This window comes from Streptomyces sp. NPDC057939 (assembly GCF_042887545.1).
Classification (GTDB): Bacteria; Actinomycetota; Actinomycetes; order Streptomycetales; family Streptomycetaceae; genus Streptomyces.
In genome coordinates this window covers 87,370-103,980 of sequence record NZ_JBHVPG010000018.1, presented here as the reverse complement: position 1 = coordinate 103,980, position 16,611 = coordinate 87,370, and the positions used below count along the sequence as shown (strand labels likewise).

Here is a 16,611-nt window from a genome sequence, read left to right as displayed (position 1 = left end):
CTCCAGGAGTCAGGGCGCGAGGCGCGCGTGGTACGGCTGCAGGATCCGGTCGAGCCAATGCCGGCCCTCGGGGGTGGCGAAGTCGACGGGGTCCTCCCCGGTGGGGGCGAGCAACCCGGGCGGGCAGCGGTCCGCGAAGAGGACGAGTGCCCGTTCGCCGGGATCGCGTTTGGAGGACCACAGGAAGCCCTGCGCCCACGGATCGGTGTGCCGGCGGATCCAGTGCGCCCAGTCCCTGGTGTACGGGTAGTCGTGGGCCTCCGTCTGGACGAGCCAGCCGTCCTGGTGGACGGCGGCCAGGTCCTGACCGGTGACCAGCGCGACCACGTCCACGGAGGTCGTCAGTCGCAGCGCGGAGAGCCTGCGTCCGGTGACCGCCACCCGGGGCACGAGCCGGGCAGCGCCGGAGGGGTCGAAGGGCAGGGAGTGCAGGACGCTCTCGCCGACGGCCGCGGACGGGGTGAGTCCGGCGTAGAGGTAGCCGTACGGGTCGCAGGAGGTGGAGTCGAATCGGCCGCCGCCGTAGAGGCAGTGGGAGGGTACGGGGTTGAAGGTCCCGCCGGCGCGGCGCGTCGAGTGCACCCGGTAGAGCGGGGTGCCCGCGGGGAGGGTGGTCTTGGCGGGGGTGGCCCGCGGTTCGGCGGGCGGACGGTAACGGGGCAAATCCTCTACTCCCCTTCCGTTTCCGTGAGGAGTCGGGCGGTCTCGGGCAGGCGCGGTTCGTCGGAGGTCCCGAACAGGCGCACGGGCTCCGCGGCCAGCCAGGCGTTCGGGGAGAGCCACCAATCGGCGGCGCCCCAGGGGTCGCCGTCGGCGTCGAGCAGCAGGTTGACCTCACGGACGGTGTCCCGGGGGCGGCCGTCCGGGGTGAACTGGAAGGAGGGCAGGCGGATCGAACCACCCCACGCGCGCAGCCGGATCAGTGCGGGGGCGTACGGGTCGCAGCCGGTCAGGAGGACCTCCTCGTCGCCGAGGGAGGGCGCGGCCAGCAAGCGGTCCCGTACCTCCCCGAGCAGGGGGCCGACCATCCGGTGGCCGTCGAGGAGCAGTACGGCCAGGTCCTCGGCGCGGAAACCGAGGTGTTCCCCGGCCGCGGCGTCCGGGGCGGCGACGAGCCGGTTCCCGTCGGGGAAGCGGTCGGGCAGCAGCTCGCCCAGCAACAGGGCAGCCCCGAGTGCGGCGTCCCGGGCGGCGGCTCCGGTGGAGGTGCGCCATGCGCGGAGCCGGAGCGCGAGCCGGTGCAGGTCGTCGGGGGCCAGCCGGGGGCCGAGTTCGTCCCAGTCGGCGGCCGCGGCGGCCAGGCGCGTGCAGGGGTCGGTCACCGCGGTCGCGCTCCGCCCGTGGGGCCGCCCGTGTCCGTGCCGGCGATCGGCGGGCCGAGCAACTCCCTGACGAGCCGGGCGCGCTCGGGGCTGCGGACGACGAGGTGGATGTCCCAGTCGGCCCCCCGGGCCAGTTCCGCCTCGACCGCGGCCCAGACGGCGGCCAGGCTCTCGGCCGGCGAGAGACCGCCCCGGCCGGCGCCGAGCAACGGCAGACAGACGGATGTGGGCGGCGCGGGAACGGCATCGGTTCCGACGGCGGCGGAGACCGACCCGGCGCCGGAAGCGGGCCCGGATCCCGCTTCGATCCCGCCGGCGACCCGGACCGCGGGCTCCCCGCGCGCGTCGGCCTCCGCAGGGGCCCCGGTGGCCGCACGGGCCTTGATCTCCGCACGGGCTTTGATCTCGCGCGCCCCGGTCTCCGCACGGGCCTCTCCGAGCAGGGCGAAGACGCGGGTGACCGCGCGCGTCACGTCCACGGGCTGGACGTCGTAGTCGTTGGTGCCGGGCCGCGGGACGGCCACCGCCGCGTGGTGGATGTGCCGAACGCCCTGGCGTTCGAGGGCCCCCGCGCCGGTCACGGCCACCGTGCCGGGTGCGACCGGCAGGCCCTGCGGCGCGTACCGGTCCGTCCAGGCCCGGAGTTCGTCGCGCACGGGCTCCGCGACGATGCGGCCGGCGGGGTCCCGCAGGGCCGCGGTGCGGCGCAGCGAGGCGGCCACGGACGACTTGTAGGGCTCGGGGAGCGCGAAGTGGGTGTTCGACGGGGACACCACCACGTCGATGTCGCGCAGGAGGTCCACCGCGTGCACGTGGAGGGTGATCCGGTGCTCCCGTTCGCCGATCCGAACGGGTATCCGGTGATGTCCGGCGGGCAGTTGACGGCCCGTGCTGCCGACGGCGGGGGGTGGGTCGGGCCGCTGCCTGATCGGTTGCCCCGTCGTCGGTTCGACGGCCGGTCCGGGGTCGCCCGCGTGCCGGACGACCTGCTCGGCGACCTGACCGAGGACCATCAGCTCGTGGTGCTTGCGGAAGCGTTCGACGCTGACGCCGTAGACCTGGGCGGCCCGCCTGCGTCGGTCGGCGGGCGGCCAGTCCCTGGTGCCGCGGGCCAGGCCGAGGCTGTACTCGGCGGCTTCCTGGAGGGTGCCCCCGCCCATCGAGGCGACGGCGGTGCGCAGGAGCCGTTCGACAGCGGGGAAGTGCGGCCCTCCGGGGCTCCCCTCCCCCGGCCCGGCCGACAGACCGGTGAGCACGGGTAGGCCGAGCTCACGCAATCGGACGATGCCGGCGCGCCGCACTTCCCTCACCTCCGCGAGGACCGCCCCGTAGTCCGGCAGTTGTGTGTGCGACATGGCGGAAGGATCGCACCGCCGCGCGCACGCCTACAAGCCGGTTCCGGCCCTCTCCTTCCATGGTGGGGGTCGGGCCGGTCGTGGACGGGGCGTGTGGTGGGCGCGGCCGGTCGCATTCCGGGCGAATCCCGGCTCCGGGGGCCGCGGATCGGGCGGGACCGCGGGTCCGGCCGGTTCGTGTATTTCCGGAGTCCGTGCCGGGCGCCCTCACCGGCCGCCTCCCGTCCGGGCGTCGTTTGACCTTCAAGTGGGATGAAAGTCGACAATCGATCTCATGGACGGCACCCCTGAACTGATGAGCATCAGCGCTTTCGCCCGACGGGTCGGGCTCGCGCCGAGCGCCCTGCGCTTCTACGACGACTGTGGCGTCCTGCCCCCGGCACAGGTCGACGCGGTCACCGGATACCGCTCCTACTCCGCCGCGCAGCAGGAGCGGGCAGTGCTCCTGAGGTCCCTGCGCGCGGCCGGCCTGGCCCTGCCGGACGTGGTGACCGTGCTCGACGGGCCCGCCGACGGGGCCCGGGAGGTGCTGGAGCGGCACCGGACGGCGGTACGGGAGCACGGGCGGGCCGCCGACGCGGCGATCCGCGCCGTCCTGGAGGGGCTGCCCGCCGGCTCCGCCCGCACCGACTTCACCCTGGGAGGGGCCGAACTGGCCAGTGCCGCACGGCAGGTGGCCCCGGCGGCCGGACGGGATCCCGCGTTCCCGGTACTCGGCTGCGTGCTCGTGGAGTTCGACGAGGACGAGGTCCGCTTCGTGGCCACCGACCGCTACCGGCTCTCGGTGCGCACCCTGCGGCCCACCGGCGTGAGCGGGCCGCCGGGACAGGTGCTGATCGGGGCGCGGACCCTGGTCGAGCTCGGGACGTGGGCGGCCCGCGCCGGCGAGGTGGTCCTGTCGGTGGGGCCCGCCGGGAGCCCGCTGCTCGTGCGGCATCCGGGCGGCGCCCGCGAGGTGGCCGTCGAGGGCGGGGCCTATCCCGCCTACCGGGAGGTGCTCGCGGCGCTGGAGGCACCCGCCCACCGGGTGGTCGTGGACCGGGCGGCGCTGCTCGCCGCCCTGGAGGGCCGGCCGGACGGGGTGGCGGTCCCCTTCGAGCTGGGGCGGGACCGGCTGTTGGTGGGGCGGGCCGCGCTGCCCGCCGTACGGGAGGAGTCCGAGCCGGTGCGGCTCGCCTTCGACCCGGCGGTGCTGGGGGCCGCGCTGGAGGCCGGGGTCGGGCCGGACGTGCTGCTGGAGGTGTCGGGTCCGGCCCTGCCCGTGCTGGTGCGCTCCGCCGACCAGGGCAGTTTCACCACCCTGGTGATGCCCGTCGCCCTTCCGGCGGCCTGACCCCGCACGAGGACCACCCCGACCGACGCCCGACCCGTCCCGCCGCCACCCTGTCCGAGGTCGGGAACCACCCCGTGCCGGAACCCGCCCGAGCCCCTTGACCGCACCCCCGAGGAGATCCCATGGACCCCCGCAACACCGTCGTACGCCTGTGCACCGAGGGCATGGCCGCCGAGGCCGCCGGTCGGGGCGAAGCGGCGCACGCCATCTTCCGTCGGGCCTGGGACGCGGCCCGCGACGATTACGAGGCCTGCGTCGCCGCCCACTACCTGGCCCGCCACCAGCCGACCCCCGAGGACACCGCGCACTGGAACCGCACCTGCTTGGAGCTCGCCGACCGGGTGGGCGACGACCGCGTCCGCCCCTTCTACCCGTCGCTGCACGGCGCGCTGGGCCGGGCCCTCCTCGAACTGGGGGAACATGCCGAGGCCCGGGCCCACTTCGAAGCGGGCGCCGCCCGGCTGGTCGACCTGCCGCCGGGCCCCTACGCCGACTGGCTGCGCCTGCGCGTCGCGGACGGGCTGCGCGCGACGGATCCCCGGCCGGCCGCCGCCCCCGATCCGGTGCGCCCGCTGCTGGAACGGCTGTGCGCCCGCGCCGACCTCGCCTCGCTCGCCCTGCTGCTGCCCCCGTACCTCGCGAACCTCCACGGGCCGGCCGACGAGGAGCGCCTGACCACGGCCTTGCGCATGCTGCACGCCGAACGACGGCTCCCCGAGCAGGACCTGACCGCGCTCGCCGACGCCATCGCCGCCCGGCAGCCGAGCGCCGCCACCACCTAGGGACTGTCGCCGAACGCCCGTCGTCGTCCGGGCGCCGCGCGGCGGACGGGAGTTCGACGACGGGCCCTGGGGGTCCGGCAGGGGCGGCCTACGTCACGTGGGAGCGGGCGCGTTGGGCGTGGCCGTGGCGGACGCCCTCCTGGAAGGCCTCCTCGTAGGCCCGGTCGCCCAGTGCGCCCCGGGCCGTGCGTTCGAACTCCGCCCGCACCGGACCGAGTTCCGGGGTGCCCCGTTGGGGGTGGCCGACCGCCTGCCAGTAGGCGTGGCCCGCGCCGTAGGCGTGCGCGGCGCCGGCCTCGTCCCCGGCGGCGGCCCGGGCGGCGGCCAGCAGGTCGAGGCCGAGTGCCGTGCCGAAGCTGTCGCCGAGTTCCCGCTTGCCGTCCAGCATGGCCCGGGCGTGCGCGGCGGAGTCGACGGGCCGGCCCTCGAAGAGCGAGATCAGGGCCAGTTGGTAGTCGGCGTAGGCCCGGGTCCAGTGTTCCTCGCGGGCGACGCAGCCGGCCCGGAGCCGTTCCGCGTGGTCCCGCGCGTCGTCGAAGAGGCCCATCCCGGTGAGGGCGAACACCCGGACGAGGTGGCAGCGCAGCCGTGGCGGCGAGTCGAACGGAGTGCCGGGGTGGGCCTCCAGGGCGTTGTCGGCGACGATCCGCGCGGCGAGCGGTCGACCGGCCAGCAGGTGGCTCAGGCCCAGCAGGTACGCGGCGTCGAGGGCGGCGGGCGGACCGGCCCCCTCGCTCGCGGCGAGGGCCTCGCAGGTCACCGCCAGCCGGTGGGCCTCCTCCTGCTCCCCCTGGAGCAGCAGGGTGACCCCGAGCGCCCACAGGGCTCGGATCCGACCGTCGAGGTCGACGTCCTCGGGGCGCGCGGCCGCCAGGGCCCGTTCCAGGTAGCTCCGGGCGGCGTGCAGATGGCCGCAGCAGGCCCAGAAGAAGCCGACGCGGCCCGCCAGTTCCACGGCGACGGCCGGGTCGGTGGCCAGGTGGTGGTCGAGGGCGGCGCAGAGGTCCTGGTGGCCGGTGGCGATCCTGCGGTACGCGTCCCGCTGCCCCGGTCCCAGCCATTGCCGTTCGGCCGTGCGCGCCAGGTCGAGGAAGTACGCGGCGTGCCGGGCCCGCAGGACGTCGTGTTCGCCGACGCCGTCGAGCCACATGGCCCCGTACTCCCGGATGGTGTCGAGCATCCGGTGGCCGCCGTCCGGGGTGCGGCGCACGACGGACTTGGCGGTCAGCGCCGCCAGCAGCGGCGGTACGTCGGCGGGCCGCAGCGGGGGCGCGGAGCAGACGGCCGTCGCGGCGGACTCGTCGAAGGCGCCGCCGAAGACGGACAGCCGCAGCCACAGCAGGCGTTCGCGCGGGGTGCACCACTCGTGGCTCCAGCCGATGGCCGTGCGCAGGGCGCGGTGGCGCGGCGGCAGTACGTCCTGTCCGCCGCCGGCGGGGAGCACGCCGATGCGGCGGGCCAGGCGTGCGGCGAGGTCCTCGACGGCGTGGTCCGTCAACTGGGCGGCGGCCAGTTCCAGCGCGAGGGGGATCCCTTCGAGGCGGGCGCAGATGGCGCGGGCGGCCGCGATCCGCTGCGGTGTCCACGCCGGCGGCCGGCCGGGCAGGGCGGCGTCGGCGCGGGCGGTGAACAGGGCGAGGGCCTCGTCCGAGCCTTCGGTGTGGGGCAGGGGGCCGATCAGCATGACGTGTTCGTCGGCGAGTCCGAGGGGCTCCCGGCTGGTCACGAGCACGACGAGGTGCGGGGCCGCGTCCAGCAGGTCCCGTACGAGGTCGCGGACGGCGGCGGTCAGGTGCTCGCAGCAGTCCAGTACGAGGAGCAGTCGACGCTCGCCGATCCAGGTGCGCACGGCTTCGGCGAGGGTGCGGGAGGTGTGGTCGGCCAGGTCGAGGGCGTCGGCGACGGTGTCGAGGAGGAGCCGGTCGTCGGGCAGCGGGGACAGTTCGGCCCAGTGGGTCCCGTCGGTGAAGGGGTCCCCCGCGGAGGGGTTCCGCCGTAGGGCCCGCCGGGCCAGTCGGGTCTTGCCGACCCCGCCCGGTCCGGTCAGGGTGATCAGCCGGCGGGCGGCCAAGGCCGTGCGCAGCGCGTCCAGTTCATCGTTCCGCCCGACGAAGGAGGCGGGTCCGCCGTCGGCGTCCTCGGCATCATGTCCCAACACGCGCACAGTCTGTCGTACGGCGCGGGTTCCGCGTACCGTCCGCGGGCACCCGATGTCCGCAGCGGTGCCGCGGACCGGTGCCCGTGCGGCGCGGTCGGCGTCGGCGTCAGGGGGCGAGGACGTCGAGCTCGTCGAGGGCCCCCAGGGCGATCCGGCGGGTCAGGGCCTCGGCGGCGACGGCGTCCCCCTCGCGGACGGCTTCGGCGACGCGGACGTGGAGGGTGACGGCGGCCGGGTCGGGGTCGTGGAACATCACGGAGTGCTGGGTGCGGCCGGTGAGCACCTCGGCGACGACGTCGCCCAGCCGGGCGAACATCTCGTTGCCGGAGGCGTTCAGCACGATGCGGTGGAAGGCGACGTCGTGGTGGAGGTAGCCCTCCAGCTGGTGACCGCGGGAGGTGCGGACCATGCCGAGGGCCGCCTCGGTGAGCCGGGCGCACTGTTCCGGGGTGGCGCGTTCGGCGGCGAGTCCGGCGGCGACCGGTTCGACGGCGGAGCGCAGCACGGTCAGGGAGCGGAGCTGGCGGGGCCGGTCGGTGCCGGCGAGGCGCCAGCGGATGACGCGGGGGTCGTAGACGTTCCACTCCTCGGCGGGGCGGACCGTGACGCCGACCCGGCGGCGGGATTCGACGAGTTGCATGGATTCCAGGACGCGGACGACCTCGCGGACGACGGTTCGGGAGGCGGCGAAGCGCTCGGCGATCTCGTCGGTGCGCAGGACGCTGCCCGAGGGGTGCTCGCCGGCCGTGATGGCGAGGCCGAGGGTGTCCAGCACCAGGGAGTGGAGGCCTTGCGCCGGGCTGCCGTCGGTGGTCATGGCGTAAGCGTACGGTGACGACCGGGCGAACGAATGATGTGATGTATGCCGCCCGACCCTTGAATAAGTACTACTTAATAGGCTTCAGTGGTGCCACACGAACCGATGTCGACGAGGACAGCGAGGTACGACGTGAGCCCCCAGCGCGTCATTGTGGTGATGGGCGTCGCCGGCACCGGCAAGACGACCGTGGGGCGACTGCTCGCCACCGCGCTCGAACTTCCGTACGCCGAGGGCGACGCCTTCCACCCGGCGGCCAACGTCGCCAAGATGTCCGCCGGCACCCCGCTGGACGACGCCGACCGGTGGCCGTGGCTGGACGCCATCGGGAACTGGATCCGCGACCGGGCCGGGACCCGCGGCGGGGTGGTCGCGGCGTCCGCGCTCAAGCGCGCCTACCGCGACCGCTTGCGGGCCGCCGCGCCCGGGGCCGTGTTCGTCCACCTCACCGGGGACCGACCGTTGATCGAGCGCCGCATGGCCGCGCGCAAGGGCCACTTCATGCCCACCGCCCTGCTCGAATCGCAGTTCACCACGCTGGAACCGCTCCGGGCGGACGAGCTCGGCGTCGTCGTCGACGTGTCCGGGTCCCCCGAAGAGATCACCGCCCGGGCACTGGCCGCGCTCGCGGCGCTCCCCCTGCCGCACCGCCCCTAGAGATTCGAGGATCCGTCACCGTGACCAGTCTCAGCGTCGAGACGCTGGCAGCGGCCGCCACCGGACCGATCACCTCGGCCGGGAACACCCGGCTGGGCCTCGCCGTCCTCGCGGGTATCGCCGTCATCGTCCTGCTCATATCCCGCCTCAAGCTGCACGCCTTCCTCGCCCTGACCATCGGCTCGCTCGCCCTGGGCGTGTTCGCCGGCGCGCCGCTCGCCAAGACCGTCACCAGCTTCACCGCCGGACTCGGCTCCACGGTCGCCGGGGTCGGCGTGCTGATCGCGCTCGGCGCGATCCTGGGCAAGCTGCTGGCGGACTCCGGCGGCGCCGACGAGATCGTGGACACCATCCTGGCCCGGGCGAAGGGCCGGGCCATGCCGTGGGCCATGGTCCTGATCGCCTCCGTGATCGGCCTGCCACTGTTCTTCGAGGTCGGCATCGTCCTGCTGATCCCGGTCGTCCTGCTGGTCGCCAAGCGCGGCAACTACTCCCTGATGCGGATCGGCATCCCGGCACTGGCCGGACTCTCGGTGATGCACGGGTTGATCCCGCCGCACCCGGGGCCGCTGGTCGCCATCGACGCCCTGCACGCGAACCTCGGCGTCACCCTCGGCCTCGGCGTGCTCGTCGCGATCCCGACCGTGATCATCGCGGGTCCGCTGTTCGCCCGGTACGCGGCCCGCTGGGTGGACATCCCCGCGCCCGAGCACATGGTCCCGCAGAGCCCGTCCGTGGATCCCGAGCACCGGCCGCGCTTCGGGGCGACCGTCTTCACCGTGCTGCTGCCGGTCGCGTTGATGCTGGCCAAGGCCTTGGTCGACATCGTCGTCAACGACCCCGCGAACGGGCTCCAGCGGGTCACCGACGTCGCCGGTTCCCCACTGATCGCCCTGCTGGCGGCGGTCCTCGTCGGGATGTTCACCCTCGGTCGGGCCGCCGGCTTCACCAAGGAGCGGCTGTCCTCCACCGTCGAGAAGTCGCTGGCCCCCATCGCGGGCATCCTGCTGATCGTCGGCGCGGGCGGCGGCTTCAAGCAGACCCTGATCGACGCGGGCGTCGGGCAGATGATCCTGGAGCTGTCCGAGAACTGGGCCGTACCGACCCTCCTGCTGGCCTGGCTCATCGCCGTGACCATCCGGCTCGCGACGGGATCGGCGACCGTGGCCACCATCTCCGCGGCGGGCCTGGTGGCCCCCCTCGCCGCCGGCATGGGCACGACGGAAACGGCCCTGCTGGTCCTGGCCATCGGCGCGGGCTCGCTGTTCTTCAGCCACGTCAACGACGCCGGGTTCTGGCTGGTCAAGGAGTACTTCGGGATGACCGTCGGACAGACCCTGAAGACCTGGTCGGTGATGGAGACCATCATCTCGGTGGTCGGCCTCGGCTTCGTGCTGCTGCTCTCCCTCGTCCTCTGAACCCTCCGACGGCCCGCGGGTCGGCGCCGCCCGCGGGAATCAGCCGCGCGGGCGGCGCCGGCCGCCGTCCATCTGTGCGGCGGCGAGCGCGAAACCGTCGGCGGCCGTCGCGCAACGGTCCGCGAGCGCGGTGATCTCGGCCCGGAACGCGTCGCCCTGCGGACCCCGCCAGTCCAGCGCGGCGGCGCCCGCGCGCAGCCGTCGGGCGTGCGAGCGCAGGGCGGCGCAATGGCTGCGCAGACCGTCGGCCGGGGCGGGCGGACCCGGAACGGGCCGGGGGCAGTCGCTCAAGGGCTCCTCCAGAGGAGTGTCGTCGTGGGGCAGCCGGCCGCCCGGACGGCCGCGCCGCGGGCCCGACGGGACGCCGCCCGCGGGGTCGGGGCGCCGCTCCGGGTCAGTCACGGCCGGGCAGCGGGACGAGTCGCGAGTCCGAGATCCTGCCGGCCAGGGGTGCCGCGTCGGCGGCTCCGGCCCCCGGCACGCACAACAGCCGGGTGCGGGGGCCCGCGTGCGCCCCGACGCCGGCGGGCACGCCGACGGCCACGACGTGCGTGACGGCGTAGACGGCGGTGAAATCCCGGTCCCGGGCCAGTTCCAGTGCGGCGACCGCGCCCAGGCCCCGCCCCACCAGGGCCAGTTCGGCTCCCGAGGGGATCTCGCCGCGCACGGCCCGCGCCACCGCGCGGACCGTCGCGCAGGCCCGGTCCGGCAGGTGGACGACGTACCGCAGCGCTGCGTCCGTACCGGTCAGTTCCTGGACGAGCACGGCATCGACCCCGGCGATCAGCCCGGTGTTGCGCACGTAGCCCGCGAGGGTCGCGGTGGTGTCGGCGTCGCCCGGGTCCCCCTCGCCGGGGGCCGGGGGATCCTCACGTACCGGACCCGGGTCGAAGAAGGCGCGCAGGGCCGCGCCCAGGCCCAGGAGCGGGCGGGCGGTCACGGCCCGGCCGGTGGCGACCTGCCAGCCCGCGTGGTCGTTGAAGGGGTTCTCGTCGGTCAGGGCCTGCCAGGCCAGGATGTCGGCGAAGGACGGCGCCAGCGCCGTGAAGGCGTGCCGGGCGCCGCGTTCGCGGACCACGGCCCGGAACGCACGGGTGGCGTCGGCCTGCCGGTCCTGCGCCACCGCCCGCAGGACGGCCGCGCAGTCGGGGTCGGCGTACAGCTCGGGCCGGTCCAGGCCCGCGACCCTGATCCGGGCCTTCAGACCACACACGGCGGTGCTCACCGCCAGGTTCTCCCGGCGGGCGAGGATCCCGGCGAGCCAGCCGGCGCTCGCCACGCCCCGCCCGCGCGGGGCCCAACCGAGTCCGGCCGGGTCGGTGAGGGTGTGCAGCAGGGTGCGCCAGGCCCGGCGGCGCCCTCCCCGGCCCAGCAGCGCGGCGGTCGGCAGCCGGGCTCCGAGGGCGAGCCCGGATGCGTACCGGGCGGCCTCCCCGACGGCGTCGGCGGCTTCGGCCAGCTCCCGGCACAGGGCGTCGAGCGTCTCGGCATCCGGGTCGGCGGCCGGGGCGGTCACGGCGTCGGACATGGGGTTCCTCGCGTCGTGCGCAGGGGGCGGGGGCAACCGCGGACCCCCCGCAACGCCGGCGGTCCACGGACGGTGACTTCGGGATCACCGTACGTCGCCCTCCCGGGGTGCGCGCTCCGACTGCGCTACGGGAGTGGGTCGAGGCCCCCGAGCAGGGCGGCGGTGTCGAGGCCGGCGGTGAGGTACTCCGTGAAGACGGGGTTGTGCAGGGCCCAGGGAGAGCGGCGGGCGCGGATCAGGTCGATGGCCCCGACGGCGGGCATGCCCCGGTCGACGAGGCACTGGGCCACGACGAGCCCCGAGCGGTTGTATCCGGAGTAGCAGCGCACGAGGGTGCGGCGGCCCGAGTCCACGGCCCGCCCGGCGGTGCGGGCGAGGTGTTGGACGCCGCGGAGCTGGATGGTGGTGAGCGCCGCGTCCGGCATCTCGCCGACGATGTGCTCGGTGTCCGGTCCGGGGCCGTGGCCGGGGACGGTGAACAGGCTGATGACGAGGTCGAACTCGTTCGTGACGACGGCGGTGCGCAGGCCCCCGATGTCGTCGGCCCAGATGTGACCGCCCATCCAGAGGCCGGGTGTGATCTCGTCCCAGCGGGTTCGGGGGTCGGGCACGTCCGAGGGCTTCCGGCTGGTCTTCGTCATGCTTTCGGATCGTACAACAGCAGCTCAAGCAGCGGGAGTTGCCACGAACACGGCTTCGCGGAAGGCGGTGCGCAACGTGCTGCCGCGGCCGGGTCCCGGGGTGGTTCGCAGCGTGGCCCAACGGCCGAGGCGGGGGGAGATCCACAGGGCCGGACCGGCACCGGACGGCGGGTGGTGGGCCCACACCCCGGCGGGCGCGGGGTGCCAGAGCAGGCCGCGGGCGGGGGTGAGTTCGCCGGTGCGGATGCGCAACGATTCCGTCGTCCAGGCGTGGGCGATGGGGTGGTCGGCGCGGGACAGCAGGTGCCGCAGGAACCGGCCGAGGTCCGCGCCCGTCGTGTGCAGGGTCGCGTCGGCGGGGCGGGTCCGGGTCATGCCGAGGGGGGCCCAGATCCGGGCGGCGGCGAATTCGGTCGGCGGGGCGCCGCACAGGTGTTCGGCGAGCCGGGTGAGCGCCGCCAGGGCGGCCGGTGCGTCGGCGTGGGTGAGCAGGTGGTGGGCGGTGGTGCCGCCGGGCAGCCCGTCGGCGGCGGGTCCGCCGTACGCGGCGAGGGGGGTGTGGAGGGTCAGCTCGCCGCTGGTGACGAGGCTGCCGAGGACGGGCCACACCGCCAGTACGGCCGTCAGGGCGCCGGCGTCGAACGGGCTCTCGTCGTCGGCGTCCGAGGCCGCGTGGACGGAGTCCGCCGAACCCACCGCCCAGAGCGCGTCCGGGTCGGCGCGGCGCACGAGGGCGTCGATCCGGGCGCCCTGCTCGCTGTGCGGGGTGGTCATGGTCGGCCACGCTACGTCGCCCCGCGCGGCGCACCGGGCAGGTCGTGGCGGAGTCGGCGTCCGCCACCCGAATGCCGGGGGCGGGACGCCCGGGCAACCGCCCGGACGCCCCGCCCGTCTTCCGTTGCCCGCCCTTCAGGAGGTGGACATCAGCTCCGGTCGGGGCGGTCGGTCACCCGCAGGGTGTTCAGCAGGGGCTTGCCGAACCCGTTGTGCGTGACGAAGCGGAGGTTGAGCACCCCGTCCGTGACGGTGACCGTGTAGCTCTTCGTCAGGGCGGTGTAGGTGCCGGCCTCCAGCGAGATGTCCAGGGAGGGCAGGACCTGGGTGCCCTCCGCCAGGACGTCGAAGACGCGCTTGTTCGGCTTGGCGGTGGACAGCTCGGCGAAGCCCAGTTCCACCGTGTAGGTGCCGTTGGGCACGTTGTCGAAGCGGTATTCGTACATGCCCTCACGGGCGTTGCGGAACAGCCGCTGGTCGTCCGTGCCGGCGATGGTGCGGCCGGTGGACTGGACGGTGGCGTTGCCCTGGTAGCCGTAGGACCCGGGGGTGTACTTGCGGTCCGGGGACCAGGCGTCGCCCGCCGCGTCGGTGGCGGGGTAGTCGGAGCCCGCGTCCAGGGCCAGCTGGTAGCGCGGGATCACGATCTTGACGGGGACGGTGAGGACCGGGCTGCGGCCACTGGCCGAGGTGATCTTCAGGTCCGCGGTCAGTACGGTGCCGGGGGCCAGGCCGGCGGTGTCCACCGCGAGGGTGAGCGCCGCCCCGCCGCCGGTCGGCAGGTTCCCGTCGGCCGGGGTGGCGGTGAGCCACGCGGCGTCCTCGGTCACCGTGAACGCCGTGCCGAGGCCGGGGTTGGTGAGGTCGAGGGTGCGGGTGCGCTTCTGGCCGGCGGGCAGGACGACCTCCACCGCGGACCTGGCGGCGGTGACCTTGCCGGTGCGCAGGGACTGCGTCACGGTCGTGACGTCGGCAGCCTTGACGTCGACGGCCGCCTGCGCGGACTCGTAGGACGGCGCCGTCAGGGAGACCGGGCGGTTCCCGGACGGGCTCTGGACGACGTAGCCGCCGTCCGCGGCGGTGACGGCGGAGACTGCGGTGTCGCCGCTGCCGACGGTCACGGTGGCGCCGCCGACGCCGTTGCCGTCGTTGGCGTCGAGGACCCGGCCGGCCACCACGCCGCTCTTGGTGGTCCGGAAGCCGATGGACAGCCCGTCGGTGATGACCGGGGTGTTGAAGGAGTACTTGAAGGCGTCGGTGCCGGTGGCGTTCTCCAGGCCGACGGTGGCGGTCGAGCCGCCCTTGATGCCGGTGCCGCCCGTGCCCTTGTAGGAGTAGGTCACGGTGCCGTCCTCACCGATGGCCGCCGCGAAGGAGAACTTCTCCGCCTGCGCCGACCAGTGGGACACCTCGCGCCACTCGATCACGTAACTGCGGTGCGGGGCCGTGCCGGTGACGGCGGTGAAGACGCCCGAGCCGCTGCCCGGCGCGCCGACTACGAGGTCGTCCCAGAAGGGGTACAGGGCCGCGTTGGGCGTGGCCGTGCTCGGCAGGTCGCCGTTGATGTCGCCGGTGTGGTTGCCGCCGAAGCTGACGGTGCCGTTCGTCCCGATCCAGGCCTGGGCGTACGTCTTTCCGTACAGCGGCAGCGGGAACGGGAGGTCGACGCGCTCGGTGGTGTTGTCGCCGGTCAGCGCGAGCTGCCGGTTCCCCGCGGAGTACGGGCGGTCGCCGGCGGCGCAGGCGTAGCCGTAGCCGTCGGTGCGCTCGGGAAGGTTGATGGCGGTGGTGGCGTCCCCGGCGACGGTGACCCTGGCCGTTCCTCCGGTGACGCAACGGGAGGAGTGCGTCGCGTTCACGTCGTACGTGCCGTGCGGCAGGGTGACCTCGAAGCGGCCCTGCGCGTCGGCGGTGGCGGTCACGGGGGTGTCCGCGATGCTGACGGTGGCGCCCGCGGCGGGCCCGGCGGCCGAGGAGACGGTGCCGGTGAGCTTGCCGGAGGCGGCCTGGACGAGGGTGAAGTCCCCGGTGGCGGTGGCGTTCTCGGTCACCGTCGCGGTCAGGGTCTGCTGTCCGTAGCCGAACTTGGCCGCGGTCATCGCGTAGTCGCCGACCGAGAGGGCGGCGAACCGGTAGCTGCCGTCGGCGGCTGTGGTGGCCGTACGGTCGATCGGACCGTCGGCGGTGACCTTGACTCCGGCGACGGGCTCGCCGCCCGCGGCGCGGACGGTGCCGCCGAGCGCGCCGATGGCGCCGCGCGGGGCGGCGTTGACGGCGGCCAGGACGTCGAGCCGGCCCTCGCCGAAGACGTTGTTGTCGGCCGGGGTGCCGCCGCACTGGCTGCTGTCGGTGTCCTGGGCGGTGCCGTCCAGGAGGGACTCGGTCTGCGCGACGTCGCCTTCGAGGGCGGGTGCGGCGGACCAGAGCAGGGCCACGGCGGCCGCGGTGTGCGGCGAGGCCATGGAGGTCCCGGAGAACGCCTCGTAGCCGCCGCCGGGGACGGAGGAGCGGACGTTCACGCCGGGCGCGGCGATGTTCGGCTTGATGATGCCGCCGGGGCCGGCGCCGCGCGAGGAGAAGGGCGCGATCGTGTTGTTGATGTCGAACGCGCCGGAGCTGTAGGAGCTCGCGTAGTCGCCCGGGGAGCCGCTGGTGGAGCAGCCCGGTCCGGCGTTGCCGTTGGAGAAGGCCGGGAAGATGCCGGCGGCGCGCCAGGTGTTGACGATCTCCTGGTACCAGGTGTCGCCGCCCGAGCCGCCCCAGGAGTTGTTGACGATGTGCGGGGCCAGGTCGGGGCGCGGGTTCTGGCCGTTGAGGTCGGTCGGGGCGACGATCCACTGGCCGGAGGCGAGCAGGGAGGCCTCGGAGCAGGAGTTGGACTCGCAGCCCTTGGCCGCGATCCACTTGGCCCCCGGGGCCACGCCGATCTTGTTGGCGCCGCCGTCGTCACCGACCATGGTGCCCATCGTGTGGGTGCCGTGGTCGTTGTTGTCGCAGGGCGCTGCGGTGTCGCAGACGCCCGCCGGGTCGAACCAGTTGTAGGCGTGGTCGTACGACCCGTCCGCGTTCTTGCCGCGGTACTGGTTGTTCACCGCCGGGTGGGTGAGGTCGACACCGCTGTCGATGTTCGCGACGACGATGCCCTCACCCCGGACCCCGATCTGCTCCCAGACCTGGGGTGCCTTGATCCGGTCGATGTTCCACTCGACGGCGTCGGCGAGGGCCTTCTCCCGGTGGCCCTCGGCGGGCTTGGGGAGGGTGACCTTGTCGTCGGCGTCGATGCGCGAGACCTCGGGGCGCTGCGCGAGGGACCCGGCGAGCTTTTGGCTGCCGACGACGCGCACCGCGTTGACGATCCAGTACGAGGTGTACTCGGCCTTCGCTCCGTCCAGGGCCTTGAGGACCTCCGCCTGACTACGGGCGGCGTGGTCCTTCTTCAGCCGCAGAACCGTTTCCGCCTTCGCGGCGCGGGTCTGCTGTTTCCCCGCGGCGGTCAGGTCGGCGGCGCTGTCGAGATACACCCAGAAGACGGCCTTGGCCGACTCGTCGAGCTGGGTGCGGAGCTTGGGTTCGATCTTGCGCTCGGCCGCGCTCGGTGCGGGACCGGGTTCCGGCGCGGCGGCGGCGACACCCGCGCCGACGGGCAGGAGCAGGACCGAGGTGAGCGCGGCGAGCGCCGCGCGTAAGGATCGTCTGTTGCGTTGGGCCACGTGGGGTCTCCTCGTACGCCGTGGACAGGTTGTGCGGAAAGTGCGCATGTGACGTGCGCGGGTCATGGTGAACGAGGTGCCATGCTCATTACAAGAGGGCCTTATGAGCCGAACCC

The 16,611-nt window shown here is 74.5% G+C and carries 14 protein-coding genes; 4 read left to right on the top strand and 10 right to left on the bottom strand.

Annotation, left to right across the window (positions count from 1 at the left end):
- Positions 1-9 precede the first annotated feature (9 nt).
- The 3 genes from ACFVS6_RS21005 to ACFVS6_RS20995 are packed head-to-tail and all read right to left on the bottom strand — an operon-like array spanning position 10 to position 2,677.
- Positions 10-663 carry an RES family NAD+ phosphorylase gene (locus ACFVS6_RS21005; protein WP_389705750.1) on the bottom strand — a complete coding sequence of 218 codons (654 nt, stop codon included), beginning with the start codon at positions 661-663 and terminating at the stop codon, positions 10-12.
- A gap of 5 nt (positions 664-668) precedes the next feature.
- Entirely contained in the window at positions 669-1,322 is a 654-nt protein-coding gene (locus ACFVS6_RS21000; protein WP_389705749.1) for a hypothetical protein, read from the bottom strand.
- The gene (locus tag ACFVS6_RS20995) at positions 1,319-2,677 is read right to left on the bottom strand and encodes a hypothetical protein (protein WP_389705747.1); all 1,359 of its coding nucleotides are present in this window, start codon (positions 2,675-2,677) and stop codon (positions 1,319-1,321) included. The genes ACFVS6_RS21000 and ACFVS6_RS20995 overlap by 4 nt, the downstream gene beginning before the upstream one ends.
- 274 nt (positions 2,678-2,951) lie before the next feature.
- On the opposite strand from ACFVS6_RS20995, the gene ACFVS6_RS20990 reads away from it, so the two are divergent.
- On the top strand, positions 2,952-4,010 hold the full coding sequence (locus tag ACFVS6_RS20990; RefSeq protein ID WP_389705745.1) for a MerR family transcriptional regulator: 1,059 nt from the start codon (positions 2,952-2,954) through the stop codon (positions 4,008-4,010).
- 122 nt (positions 4,011-4,132) lie between these two features.
- Entirely contained in the window at positions 4,133-4,792 is a 660-nt protein-coding gene (locus tag ACFVS6_RS20985) for a hypothetical protein (protein ID WP_389705743.1), read from the top strand.
- An 88-nt stretch (positions 4,793-4,880) separates the two neighbouring features.
- On the opposite strand, the gene ACFVS6_RS20980 is transcribed toward ACFVS6_RS20985, so the two are convergent.
- Together ACFVS6_RS20980 and ACFVS6_RS20975 are read right to left on the bottom strand one after the other, a co-directional pair.
- Positions 4,881-6,950, bottom strand: a complete 2,070-nt coding sequence (locus tag ACFVS6_RS20980) for an ATP-binding protein (RefSeq protein ID WP_389705741.1) — start codon at positions 6,948-6,950, stop codon at positions 4,881-4,883.
- Between the two features lie 106 nt (positions 6,951-7,056).
- Positions 7,057-7,767 carry a FadR/GntR family transcriptional regulator gene (locus tag ACFVS6_RS20975; RefSeq protein WP_389705740.1) on the bottom strand — a complete coding sequence of 237 codons (711 nt, stop codon included), beginning with the start codon at positions 7,765-7,767 and terminating at the stop codon, positions 7,057-7,059.
- Between the two features lie 105 nt (positions 7,768-7,872).
- On the opposite strand from ACFVS6_RS20975, the gene ACFVS6_RS20970 reads away from it, so the two are divergent.
- Together ACFVS6_RS20970 and ACFVS6_RS20965 are read left to right on the top strand one after the other, a co-directional pair.
- Positions 7,873-8,424 carry a gluconokinase gene (locus ACFVS6_RS20970; protein WP_389705799.1) on the top strand — a complete coding sequence of 184 codons (552 nt, stop codon included), beginning with the start codon at positions 7,873-7,875 and terminating at the stop codon, positions 8,422-8,424.
- Positions 8,425-8,444: 20 nt separating this feature from the next.
- Positions 8,445-9,842 (top strand): GntP family permease, encoded by a 1,398-nt coding sequence (locus ACFVS6_RS20965; RefSeq protein ID WP_389705738.1) that lies wholly within the window; start codon positions 8,445-8,447, stop codon positions 9,840-9,842.
- Positions 9,843-9,881: 39 nt separating this feature from the next.
- Here the strand turns inward: ACFVS6_RS20965 and ACFVS6_RS20960 are convergent, their stop codons facing one another.
- The 5 genes from ACFVS6_RS20960 to ACFVS6_RS20940 form a co-directional block, all read right to left on the bottom strand.
- Complete coding sequence (locus tag ACFVS6_RS20960; RefSeq protein WP_389705736.1) at positions 9,882-10,244, bottom strand: hypothetical protein; 363 nt, start codon at positions 10,242-10,244, stop codon at positions 9,882-9,884.
- Positions 10,237-11,370, bottom strand: a complete 1,134-nt coding sequence (locus ACFVS6_RS20955; protein ID WP_389705734.1) for a hypothetical protein — start codon at positions 11,368-11,370, stop codon at positions 10,237-10,239. Before ACFVS6_RS20955 ends, ACFVS6_RS20960 begins: the two co-directional genes overlap by 8 nt.
- A gap of 125 nt (positions 11,371-11,495) precedes the next feature.
- The gene (locus tag ACFVS6_RS20950) at positions 11,496-12,011 is read right to left on the bottom strand and encodes a protein phosphatase (RefSeq protein WP_389705733.1); all 516 of its coding nucleotides are present in this window, start codon (positions 12,009-12,011) and stop codon (positions 11,496-11,498) included.
- A 24-nt stretch (positions 12,012-12,035) separates the two neighbouring features.
- The gene (locus ACFVS6_RS20945) at positions 12,036-12,785 is read right to left on the bottom strand and encodes a hypothetical protein (RefSeq protein ID WP_389705731.1); all 750 of its coding nucleotides are present in this window, start codon (positions 12,783-12,785) and stop codon (positions 12,036-12,038) included.
- Positions 12,786-12,934: 149 nt separating this feature from the next.
- Positions 12,935-16,495 carry a S8 family serine peptidase gene (locus tag ACFVS6_RS20940; protein WP_389705729.1) on the bottom strand — a complete coding sequence of 1,187 codons (3,561 nt, stop codon included), beginning with the start codon at positions 16,493-16,495 and terminating at the stop codon, positions 12,935-12,937.
- Positions 16,496-16,611: the final 116 nt, after the last annotated feature.